7 protein-coding genes are annotated in these 12,721 nt (G+C 36.7%); 5 read left to right on the forward strand and 2 right to left on the reverse strand.

Going from position 1 to position 12,721, the window contains the following annotated elements:
- Positions 1-49: 49 nt before the first annotated feature.
- Together B0I22_RS15500 and kduI are read right to left on the reverse strand one after the other, a co-directional pair.
- The gene (locus B0I22_RS15500) at positions 50-835 is read right to left on the reverse strand and encodes a gluconate 5-dehydrogenase (protein WP_133946399.1); all 786 of its coding nucleotides are present in this window, start codon (positions 833-835) and stop codon (positions 50-52) included.
- A 2-nt stretch (positions 836-837) separates the two neighbouring features.
- Positions 838-1,674 (reverse strand): 5-dehydro-4-deoxy-D-glucuronate isomerase, encoded by an 837-nt coding sequence (kduI, locus tag B0I22_RS15505; protein WP_133946401.1) that lies wholly within the window; start codon positions 1,672-1,674, stop codon positions 838-840.
- A 781-nt stretch (positions 1,675-2,455) separates the two neighbouring features.
- Between kduI and B0I22_RS15510 the strand changes: the two genes are divergently transcribed.
- The 5 genes from B0I22_RS15510 (at position 2,456) to B0I22_RS15530 (ending at position 12,644) form a co-directional block, all read left to right on the forward strand.
- Positions 2,456-5,743: a SusC/RagA family TonB-linked outer membrane protein gene (locus tag B0I22_RS15510; protein WP_133946403.1), complete on the forward strand. Its 3,288-nt coding sequence runs from the start codon at positions 2,456-2,458 to the stop codon at positions 5,741-5,743.
- Between the two features lie 11 nt (positions 5,744-5,754).
- Positions 5,755-7,578: a RagB/SusD family nutrient uptake outer membrane protein gene (locus B0I22_RS15515; RefSeq protein WP_133946404.1), complete on the forward strand. Its 1,824-nt coding sequence runs from the start codon at positions 5,755-5,757 to the stop codon at positions 7,576-7,578.
- Positions 7,579-7,822: 244 nt separating this feature from the next.
- The gene (locus B0I22_RS15520; protein ID WP_133946406.1) at positions 7,823-10,390 is read left to right on the forward strand and encodes a pectate lyase family protein; all 2,568 of its coding nucleotides are present in this window, start codon (positions 7,823-7,825) and stop codon (positions 10,388-10,390) included.
- 160 nt (positions 10,391-10,550) lie between these two features.
- The gene (locus tag B0I22_RS15525; protein ID WP_133946408.1) at positions 10,551-11,576 is read left to right on the forward strand and encodes a pectinesterase family protein; all 1,026 of its coding nucleotides are present in this window, start codon (positions 10,551-10,553) and stop codon (positions 11,574-11,576) included.
- Positions 11,577-11,645: 69 nt separating this feature from the next.
- Entirely contained in the window at positions 11,646-12,644 is a 999-nt protein-coding gene (locus B0I22_RS15530) for a DUF4861 family protein (RefSeq protein WP_133946410.1), read from the forward strand.
- Positions 12,645-12,721: the final 77 nt, after the last annotated feature.

The following is a 12,721-nucleotide window of genomic DNA, read 5'->3' on the forward strand; positions in this document are numbered from 1 at the left end:
CAGAAGTCAGAAGACCAACTTTATATATTAGATTTTAAATAAATTTTTCTTATTCGTTGGATGGTTTTCCGATGGTTGCTAAGATTCCGCCATCTACGTAAATGATTTGTCCGTTGATGAATTGACTTGCTTCAGAAGCTAAGAAAATTGCGGTTCCAGCAAGATCTTCAGGATTTCCCCAACGGCCTTCCGGTGTTCTGCTGATGATGAATTCGTTGAAAGGATGTCCGTCAACTCGGATTGGTTCAGTTTGAGAGGTTGCAAAATATCCAGGACCGATTCCGTTTACCTGGATGTTATGTTTTGCCCATTCTGTCGCTAGATTTTTGGTCAGCATTTTCAATCCGCCTTTTGCAGAAGCGTAAGCCACAACGTTGTCACGACCCAACTCGCTCATCATAGAACAGATGTTGATGATTTTACCAGATCTTCTTTTGATCATATTTCTCGCCACCAATTGTGACATAATGAAAGGTCCCGTTAAATCAACATCAATTACTTTTCGGAAATCGGAAATTTCCATTTCCAGAGCTGGAATTCTTTTGATGATTCCGGCATTATTAATAAGGATGTCGATTTGTTTGTGATTTGCTTCAATTTCTGCTACTTTTTCGGCAGCGATTTTCTCGTCGGTTACATCAAAAATATAACCTGTGGCTTTGAAACCTTTTGATTGATAATATTTGATAGCTTCCTCAAGTTTCGATGGAGTAGTGCTGGTAACAACAAGTTCTGCACCTGCTGATCCCAAACCTTCTGCCATTGCCAAACCAAGACCGTGTGTTCCACCGGTGATTAAAGCTACTTTTCCTGTTAAGTCAAATAAATTTGTCATAATTATTTTAATTCGTCGGTTTTTACAGCATCCATATCGCCGTAATCCATATTTTCTCCTGCCATTCCCCAAATAAAGCTGTAGTTGGAAGTCCCAACGCCAGAGTGGATAGACCATTCTGGAGAGATCACTGCATCTCTGTTTTTCAAGAAAATGTGACGTGTTTCTGTTGGTTGTCCCATAAAATGTGAAATAGTTTGCCCTTCTTCCAGATCGAAGTAGAAGTAAGCTTCCATTCTTCTGGTATGTGTGTGAGAAGGCATTGTGTTCCAAACGCTTCCTTCGTGCAATTCCGTCATTCCCATTTGAAGTTGGCAAGTTTCCAGAACGCTGTTCACAATTAATTTGTTGATAGTTCTTCTATTTGCATATTTTATGTCACCTAATTCTACAATTTCAGCTTCGTTTTTTGTAATCTTTTTAGTTGGAAAAGATTGATGAGCTGGCGCAGAATTGATATAAAAATAGGCATTTTCTTCGGATATACTTTCAAAAGTGATTTCTTTGTTTCCTTTTCCTATGTATAATGCTTCTTTGTTGTCAAGTTCGTAAACGGTTCCGTCCACTGTTACTTTTCCTTTTCCACCCACATTGATGATTCCTAATTCCCTTCTGTCTAAGAAGTTTTCGGCTTTTAATTCATCGATAGTTTCTAGTTTCAGAGCTTTGTCGATGGGTAAAATTCCTCCAACAATCAATCTGTCATACATTGTGTAAACCAGTTTGATTTGATTTGGCTGAAACAAGTTGTTGATTAGAAATTCTTCTCTAAGTTTTTCTGTTGTATAATTTTTGGCATCGTTTGGATGATGCGCGTATCGGAATTCTGATTGAGTCATTTGGTATTATATATATGAACAAATAATTAATTCTGTGTAATCGATTGCATTACTAAACGCAATTTATGGAACAATAATTAATTTTTGTAAATATAAATATAAATTTCATCTGAGAAACAAAAATTTGATTTAATTTTTAAATATCTGATAATTAAATATTTATGTTAAAATATTGAGCTTCAAACATCATTATAGGGACTGTAGAAAATAACTTAATTCACTTCTAAACCCATAATTTGTGCAATATTGCACAAATTGTTGCTTTGTGACATTCCAAAATTTCAAAGATTGCAATTTGATTTTAATTAATTGAAAATCAAATAGTTGAATAATTTTTGTTTTATTGATTAGTCTCAGTTTTTATTAGAACTAAAAAGTCATTTTTCAAACAAAAAAATGTTAATTTTTCCAAAATTGAGGATGTTAAGTTAAATTTTGGTTAAATAGTTTGACATTCAAATTAGCATTTAATGGTTGAAATCTATGGTTGAATTTGTTAAAATATGTTAATTAAAAAATTAGATTGAAAAATTAATATTTAGTTTAAATTATTGATTTATAATTGTTTATGTAATTATTTCTTTCTTTTTATTTTGTGATATTAAGGTAATGTTAATAGAAAATGTATTTTTTTTATTTGTCAATTAAAAAATAATCTTAGTTTAGTCGAGTTGAGAATCTTTAAAAAAATTAAGTGCAATCGATTGCATTTTTGAACTAAAATTTTCGACACTATAAATAAGTAAAAAAATTATTACTAATTATAAAACTAAAAATATCTATGAGTGGTTTAAGACTAGGTATCCAAAGCGCTTTTATAAAAACAACGATTGCATCTGTGTTTTTACTTCCTGCGTTTGGATTGGCTCAAGAGTTAATCAAGGTTTCCGGAAAAATTACTTCCGATCAAAGTAAGCCATTGCAAAATGTAGAAGTCACTGTGAAAAATTCTAAGTTTTCTACAATGACGGACAAAGCTGGAAGATATGAATTAAACGTTCCTAAAAATGCTGTTCTTGTTTTCCGTTCCAAAGGATTTGAGGAAGATGAAGTAGCAGTGAATGGAAAAACGGTTCACAATATAGTTCTGGCAAAAACTGGTTCTAATAAAGAAAATGCCATCGACGAAGTTGTATTGGTGGGATACACAACGGTTTCTAAAAAAGATGTTACCAATTCTATCGCTTCTGTGAAAGGTGAGCAGTTGGCAGATATGCCTGTAAACAGTGCTGCAGAAGCTATCCAAGGTAGAATGGCCGGAGTACAGGTGACTTTCGGAGAAGGATCTCCTGGTTCTGATCCGGAAATCAAAGTAAGAGGTGGAACATCCATCACGCAGGACAACGCGCCATTGTACATCGTAGATGGAATCCAAATGGACAACGCATTGACTTTGATCTCTCCTAAAGAAATCGAATCTATCGAGGTTTTGAAAGATGCTTCTTCCACTTCAATCTATGGAGCTAGAGGTGCCAATGGTGTTGTTCTAATCACAACAAAAAGTGGTAGAAAAAATACCAAAACATCTGTAAATTACAACGGTTATACTGGTGTACGTACCATAACAAAAAAGTTGGACGTGATGAGCCCGTACGATTTTGTTCAATATCAATACGAATTGTACAACAAAGATGGTTATCAGGATCAGATTGACAAATTCGTTACTCTTTACGGTTCTTATCAGCCTACATACAACGAGGATGGATTCCTTACAGATGCAGGAATTGAAAAGTATAGAACGATACAAACTAGAGATTGGCAAGAGGAAGTTTTCGGAAAAGAAGCGTTCAACTTCACACACAACTTGAACATTTCTGGTGGAACTGCCACTTCTGCATTCACATTGTCTTTGAACCACGTGGAAGAGGATGGAATTATGATCAATTCCGGATTCAAAAGAAATATGGCCAATTTCAAGTATGATTTTGACATTAGCAAAAAATTAAAAGTTGGATTGACGGCAAGATACAGTCAAACCTTCATCAATGGGGCAGGAACAGCTTCTACAGGATCTCAAAGTACAAACAGACTTAGAAATGTCATCCGATACAGACCTTTCGAAAATGGATTGAATGCTGGTGCAGGCTCAGACGAGTTTGATACAGATGATTTCGCAGCAACCAACTTGGTAAATCCGGTTTTGCTTTCTAATAACGAAATCAGATACAACAATACAGACAACTTATTCTTGAATGGTGTTATTACTTATAACATTGTTAAGGATTTGACTTTCAAAAGTGTGATTGGTTATGTGCAAAATGATCAGGAACTACAGCAGTTTTCGGGTCCAAAAACATATTTGTCAAGAACCAATGCAGATATGTCTGTGGTACAATTGACTAACACGCAAACGAGAAGAATTACGAATACCAATACCTTGGCTTACAAAAAGAAAATTGGTAATCACAAAATGGACTTCTTGCTAGGTCAGGAGATTGTACAGACAGATGGTAACAGATTGAACCTAAACGTAAAATGGTTGCCAACATCTTTGACTCCAGCTCAGGCTTTCGCCAACATCCAGTTAGCAATGCCACCTGCAGGGATGATCCAAGATGCACCTTCCACTACAACTACAGTTGGTAGATTGGCATCTTTCTTCGCAAGAGCAAATTATATCTATAATAATAAGTACATCGCAACAGTCTCTGTAAGAAGAGATGGATCCAATTCTTTTGGACCAAACAACAGATGGGCAAACTTCCCGTCAGCGTCCTTAGCTTGGAAAATTGCAGAAGAAGATTTCTTGAAAGATTCCAGAATCGTAAATGATTTGAAACTACGTTTGGGCTACGGACAGTCTGGAAATGATAGAATTACACCATTCCTTTATGATACTTTCTACAGTCCATCCACAGATTTTGGTTACACAGGAGGAACAGGAATTATCACTGGATCAGCGCCTGGAAACATTATGGCAAATCCTAATATCAAATGGGAGGCAACCGTTTCTAGCAATGCAGGTATTGATTTTTCATTGTTTAATAACAAAGTTTATGGATCGATTGATGGATATGTTACAGATACAAAAGACTTATTATTGTTAGCAAAAATTCCTCAGACTTCAGGTTACGAATTCCAGTATCAAAACTCTGGGAAAACTCAGAACAAAGGTTTGGAGTTAGCTTTAGGAGCTATCATTGTTAGTAATGAAAATTTCTCTTGGAAAACAGACTTCAACATTGCACATAACAAGAATGTAATCAAAAGTTTAGGCTCTTTGACAGAGTCTGGAACAGATTATTACCTAGTTCCTTCAGGATGGGTTAATAACTTATTCGATTTCAAAGTGCAAGTGGGTCAGCCAGTTGGGATGTTCTATGGGTATGTAACAGAGGGTAGATATGAGATCAGCGATTTTGATTTTAATGCTGCTAACAATACTTACAAGCTGAAAGATGGTATTCCTTCTACAACCAACGTTGCTTTAGGAAACAGAGCGGCACAACCAGGAGATTTGAAATTGAGAGATGTGAATGGAGACGGAATCATCGATACAAAAGATCAAACCGTTCTTGGAAATGCGCAACCTAAGTTTTATGGAGGTTTCAACCAGACTTTCAAGTACAAAAACTTTGATATGAGTTTGTTCTTCAACTTCTCTGTTGGGAACAAAGTTTACAATGCCAACAAAATGGAGTTTACAACCAAATTCCAGTACACAGATCAGAATATGTTTGCAGAAATGGCAGACAGATGGAGATGGTTTGGTGATGATGGCGTAAAAGTGACAGACCCAACCGCACTTGCCGCACTGAACGCCAACACCACAATGTGGACACCATCGGGAGGAAACTATTTCTTGCATTCTTATGCAATCGAAGATGGATCTTTCTTGAGGCTAAACAACGTGACTCTTGGTTACACATTGCCAAAAGATGCTTTGAAAATGTTGGGAATTTCCAACTTCAGACTTTATGCAACAGCAAATAATGTATTTACAATTACCGGTTATTCTGGATATGACCCAGAGGTAAGCACAAGAAAAAGTACGCTTACTCCAAACGTAGATTATGCAGCATTCCCGCGTAGCAGATTTTTCCTAACAGGTGTTGATATAACTTTTTAATTCAAAAAAAAATGAAAAAACATAGACTTTTAATTGCAGTATTAAGTTGTACTCTTACTTTTTCTACAGTTACTTCTTGTAATGACTTTTTAGATGCAGAAAATATTTCCAATTCAAACGAAACACAACAATTTGATAGCACAGCCGATACCTTCACAGCATTAATTGGTGTTTACAATCAAGTAATGGGTGATGATGGTTACGGACAAAGACTGAATCTGTATTTTCCGCAGTCCGCAGATGATTTCAAAACTTCAGGAGATTTCAACTGTAATGACAGAAGAGGACTAAGTACTTATGGTGCTTGTACATCTAATCCAGATCTTAACAGACCTTTCCTTAAGTTATATTCAGGAATAGAAAGAGCCAATCTTGCTATCAAAAATATTCCATTGTCTCAAGTTTATCAAACGGGTTCTGCAGCAGATAAAAAATTGATGGATAGATATCTAGGAGAAGCCTACACTTTAAGAGCGCAATTCTATTATGATTTGATCAAAAACTGGGGCGATGTTCCAATGCAAATGGTACCATCTTCTGATTTAGAAACAGTTTATCTTCCGAAAACAGATAGAGATATTATTTATGATAAAGTGTTGGAGGATCTTTCAGTTGCGTCCGCACTAGTTCCTTGGAGATCAGAGGCTGGTGGAAGTAACACTAGAATTACAAAAGCAGCTGTGAAAGGATTAAGAGCCAGAATTGCTTTGGCAAGAGCTGGATATTCTCTTAGAAGAGAACCAAGATTGATGACTCAAGGTTCCAATCCACAGGTTTATTACAAAATCGCTTATGATGAGTGTAAAGACATCATCCAATCTGGGCAACACGGTCTCAATGCAAATTTCGAAGCAGTTTTCAGAGCATTGCACGACAATACACAGGATGCAGCCAATGAGGTAATCTATGCAGCGGGTGCATTCGGAGGTAACTCCAGAACAGATAGTAAAATCGGTTACTACAACGGAATGAGACACGACAATGCTTCGTCTTGGCAAAGTAGTGGTGGGATCAATGCCATTGCAACTTACTTCTACGAGTTCGGGAAGTTTGATGGAAGAAGAGATATCACTGTCGCTTCAATTCAAATCAATGCAAGTAATCAGGCCATTCCAACAACTGGTGTTTTATCTACAGATGGAAAATTCAGAAAATCTTGGACTAGTATCACCGGATCATCTCAAAATCTTGCGATTGACTGGCCAATGATCAGATATTCTGATATCCTTCTAATGTTTGCAGAAGCAGACAACGAGTTGAATGGCTCACCTTCTGCGGAAGCAGTCAATGCAGTTCAACAAGTTAGAAACCGTGCTTATGCAGGAAATATTGGGCAAGCGGGAACTATACCAACAGACAAAACAGGATTCTTTAATTACATCGTTCAAGAAAGATTACTAGAATTTGGTGGTGAAGGTCTTAGAAAATATGACTTAATTCGTTGGAACCTTTTGGCTACCAAAATTGCTGAAACAAAACAAAAGCTTGCAGAATTACAGAATGGAACTGGTAGATATGCGAATGTTCCTTCCATTATCTATTATAAAATAACGCCTTACGACAGAACAAGATCTGCGGCAGCGCAAATTTCTGCAATGGATTATTATGTTCCGGCAGGAGTGAGCAAAGCAGATGTTTTCTACACACCTGCGCCATCCACAGATCCAGCTGGTTATCTGAAAGCAAACTGGAGAGTCGCTATTACGGCAGATTACATCAGCAGTCCAGCGAAAGGTTATGCTCAATATTTTGAAGCAAACAGAAAAGAGTTGTTCCCAATCTATGACGATATCATATTGTCAAACTATAATCTAAAACAAGATTACGGCTACTAGGAAGCCCATTCCTATTCTATAGAATTTTTAAGTTTTTATATTTTTAATTTTTTTTGAAGATTCACTCTATCAGAGTTTTATACTCTGGTAGAGCTGATTCTAAGGACTTTGTTGTCTTTAATCAAAAAAATATTCGAGCTATTATTTAAAATTAGTTAATGAAAAAGGTCTGAAGAAGAAAACACTAATTACAATAATTAAAACATTTTTTACCTGAAACAATTAACTCATTAAATATAATTAGATGAATAAAATTAAATTACTTTATGTTTTCCTATTGCTTGCTTTCACGCAGGTAACGGGACAATCTGTGACACTCGGCGAGTCGGGTGGATGGCTAGAAACTGCCTACGTAAAATGGCAACCTGTAGAAGGTGCTGGCAGATACAATGTTTACTACTCCGGTGAAGGTGTTGTGAACAAAAAGGTTGATGACTATTTGATCCGTAGTTACGGTTCGTATTTCAGAGCAGATGTTCTGGGACTTAAAGCTGGTTCTTACACAATCTCTGTAAGTCCAGTAATTGGTGGTGTAGAAGCGCCAGGAGCAACTACAAGTACACTAACAGTTTTGCCTCACGACAGAAACGGTTTTGCTTTTGCAAACGGAAGAGTTCCTGGAGGTTACAAAGCAGACGGAACGCCTAAAGATAATGCGGTTATTATTTACATCACTCAAAATAGCAAGAATAATGTGACTTTTGATGTGGTGACAAATAACAAAGGAAACACAACAAATTATGTTGGATTTCAAAACATTATTTCTGGAATCAAAAAAGGGTACGAAAACAGACCTTTTATTTTCAGATTGGTAGGGAATATCACAGATTTCGCTACTATGGAAGGTGGAGACATTGTGTTGGAAAACAAAAACAATACAAACAGCCACATCACTGTAGAAGGTGTTGGAAACGATGCTACTGCAAACGGATGGGGAATTCGTGTTAAAAATGCGACCAATATCCAGATCAACAATCTTGGTTTCCTAAACTGCGACAGTAGTGAAGGTGACAATATCGGGATGCAACAAAACAACACGCACATCTGGGCTCACAACAACGACTTGTTCTACGGAAACGCTGGTAGCGACGCAGATCAAATCAAAGGTGATGGTGCCTTGGACAACAAAGGAACTACTTTCGCAACTTATGCTTACAACCACTTCTGGGATTCTGGAAAAGGAAGTTTGCTAGGATTGAGCGAGGGTTCTAATGCAGGATTGTATGTAACTTATCACCACAACTGGTTCGATCATTCAGATTCTAGACATCCAAGAGTACGTTATTATTCAGCTCACATTTACAACAATTATTTTGATGGCGTTTCTAAATACGGTTCAGGTTCTACTTTGGGTTCTTCTCTTTTTGTAGAAAACAACTATTTCAGAAATTCTAAAAATCCAATGATGATCTCTATGCAGGGAACAGACGTTTGGAGTCCATCAAAACAAATGAACGATCCAGGCAACCAAGGAACTTTCTCTGGTGAAAATGGTGGAATGATCAAAGCATTCAACAATGTAATTGATACAGATATCGCGACAAATTCTATGCGTTTTGTGGCGTATGGAGATCCTAATCCAGAATTCAATATTCCTGGAAAAATCAGTTCAACAGTAGATTTTGATGCTTATTTGGCGACAACTCGTGGTGAGGAAGTTCCAAACACGGTTAAGTCTTTCAGAGGTGCTAACACTTACAACAACTTTGATACAGATGCAGATCTTTATGTAAAAAATCTTGTAGTAGAAGACCCAACGGTTGCTAGAGATAAAGTTAAAGTTTATGCTGGTAGAGTACAAGGTGGCGACATCAAATGGGCTTTTGATAATCTTATAGATGACAAATCTTATGCAGTAATCCCAGCGCTTAAAGCTTTATTGACTGGTTACGGAACTTCTTTGGTTTACATCCAAGCAGAAGCGCCAAGTAGCCAAACATTGGTAAATACTTCTGGAAACAAAGATCAAACAGTTGCAGAAAATGTTGCAATTGCACCAATCGTGTTTACTTGGGGTGGAGATGCGACTGACGTTGCCATCACAGGATTACCTGCAAATGGACTTACTGTAACGAAAAATGCATCGGCTAAAACAGCGACTATCACTGGAACGCCAACTGCAAGTACGGCTTACTCAGTAACTACAACTGGTGGATCTGGAGCGTCAATCTCAATAAGTGGATCTGTGACGGTTGGAACTACGCCTCCTCCTGCAAGTGGTGGTGAGATTCATAACTTCACAACTTCAGAAAAAGTGAGTACTTTCTACTCAATTACTGGAAATATGAATTCTACAAATGGTTCTCAAACTTACGACGGAAACACTTTGACAAGACGTATCAAAATAGAATCTTCTACCAACATCAGTTATACAACTACGGAAGAATCTACTTTAACTTTAGTTTTTGATGCAGATTTTAGCAAAAAAATTAAGTTTAATGGTGAGAATTATACGGCTACAAACGGTGTTCTTGTAATTCCAAATGTTCCAGCTGGTACTCACGCTATCACAAAAGGTGATACGACGAATTTGTTCTACATCAAAACGGTTTATGCAAATATGGCGACAAGTGATATCAACAAAGCTCAAGTGTCTGTATATCCAAATCCAGTTTCTGATGTATTAAGAATCAACACAGCTGGACAGAAAATTCTTAATGTGAAAGTTTACAGTTTTGCTGGAAATGTAGTTAAGAATATCACAGAAGTAAAAGGTGATTCAGTTGATTTAAGAAATCTGAATACAGGAAACTATATCGTGACTATCACAACAGATAAAGGTACAGTGACCAAAAAAATTATCAAAAAATAACCCTACATAATTTAATGTCAGTCTGTAGATTTCAGATCACATTATTTAAATGTTAAATATTACAGGTTTTCATCCCGCACGGGGTGAAAACTTGTATATTTAAAAAAGATGAAGTTTTTTAGGAAACTTTCAAATGAAAAATAAAAATTAGAAATTAAAAATGAAGCAGTCCAAAATCAAAAACTTTTTATTGTTTTTTTCTTTCGTTTTCGTTTTGATTAGTATCAATTCTTTCAGCGTTATCAATCGTGATTCTGAAAAAATTTATACAGTCGCAAAAGACGGTTCTGGAGATTTCCAAACAGTACAAGAAGCAATTGATGCAATTGGAAACGGACTTCAAACTACCACAAAAATTTTTATTAAAAAAGGAACTTACAAAGAGAAAATCACAGTTCCGGCAACCAAAGGTCCAATCACTTTTGAAGGTGAAAGTCTTAAAGAAACAATTATTGTTAATGACGATTTCGCTTCAAAGAAAAATGCCGATGGAAAAGAATTCGGTACCACAGGTTCTTCTACAATTTTTATTTTTTCTGATAATTTCTCTGCGAAGAATCTCACATTCCAAAATGACGCGGGCAAAGTCGGACAAGCTGTTGCTGTTTTAATTACAGGCGACAGAGCTATTTTTGAGAACTGTAGATTTCTTGGATTTCAGGACACATTATATTTGAAAGGTCAGCAAGACGATCCTTCAAAAACGAAAGACATTCGCCATTATTTCAAAAATTGTTACATCGAGGGAACCACGGATTTTATCTTCGGAGCGGCAACGGCAGTTTTCCAAAATTGTGAGATTTATGCGAAAGAATCGGCAACTTATCTCACAGCCGCTTCAACACCGGAAGGCAAAAAATATGGTTTTGTTTTTATCGATTGTAAAATCACGGGCGAGGCAAAATCTCAATCCGTTTATCTCGGCAGACCTTGGCGACCGTTTGCGAAAACAGTTTTCATTAATACAGAAATCAGCAACGTCATAAAGCCAGAAGGTTGGCACAATTGGAACAAACCCGATGCGGAGAAAACCACTTTCTACGGAGAATATAACTCCAAAGGAATCGGATCCAACTCTGAAAAAAGAGTTTCCTGGTCTCATCAATTATCAAAAAAAGAAGCCAAAGAATATTCCATCAAAAAAATCCTTGCAGGAAAAGACAACTGGAATTTCAAAATAAAATAATTAATAGTCGCCCAAAAAACTCCCTCTCCTTTGGAGAGGGTTGGGGTGAGGAAAATAAAAATATTAAAAATGAAAAACATCATTCTAAAATCCATCTACTCAGGAATCCTGATCAGTTTCATCAACTGCTCAGCCCAAACCGATGTGATTCAGAAAATCAAAAAAAACGGAAGCAAACCTTTCACTTACGCTGAATTATCCGTGAAGGAAGGTGGAAAATGGGAAGGCAATAAATACGTTGGTGGCACTTTCAAAAACATCACAGAACTTTCTATTCCAGCTGAACATACAGACCATTCTTCTTACATCAGATACGAAGGAATCGGTTTGGAAAACAACCAAGTTGGCTACAGATTGTACCTCGATTGGAGAAATGCCACCGATATTTTCGGTAAAAAAATGACCACTTTGGTTTTACCAGAAGTAGGACAAGATGGCTTCGAATCTTACCACCACGATGCACCTTGGGGACAGGATATTTTGAAATCCGGTCGTACAATTGGTGTTGGTTCGTACGGAAGATATGACGAGCAAAATGACTTCGTAGAAACTTTCAAAATTGTAAAAAATACAGATGTAAAAGTGACGAACGAAGCCGATAAATCCTTCGCAACAATCAATTATAAAGGTTGGAAAACTTGGGGCGACGCGGTAGATTTGCAATCCAAACTCACGATTTTCAACAAAGACCGTTTCGTAAAAGTCGATTTGGAATTGAGCAATACGATTTCTGGTTTGTGCACTGGGATTGTTGCTATTAAAGATATTCCGTTCAAACAAGTCGTTAGCAAAAACGGAAAATGGGCGTACATCGCGACTTACGGACAACAAACTTTAGCCAAAAAAGAAGACAATCTTGGGATGGCAGTTATTTATCCAATCGATAATTTTGATAAGTATGTGAAAACAAAATCCACGCACGTTGTGGTTTTCAAAAAGAATAAAAATGCGTCCTATTACTTTCTGGGCGCGTGGTCTCAGGAACCAAACGGTATCAAAACAGAAGCAGATTTTTACAAAGATTTGGACAGCAAGTTAGAATTGTTGGACAAAGAAGGGAAGTTGTAAATTGATGATTAGGCAAATTATCTGCTAAATCAGTAAAATCTGCGAGAAAATAAATATTCTTAGAAAAACCTTGACTA

It is taken from the genome of Epilithonimonas xixisoli, from assembly GCF_004365655.1.
In the GTDB taxonomy this organism is placed as follows: domain Bacteria; phylum Bacteroidota; class Bacteroidia; order Flavobacteriales; family Weeksellaceae; genus Epilithonimonas; species Epilithonimonas xixisoli.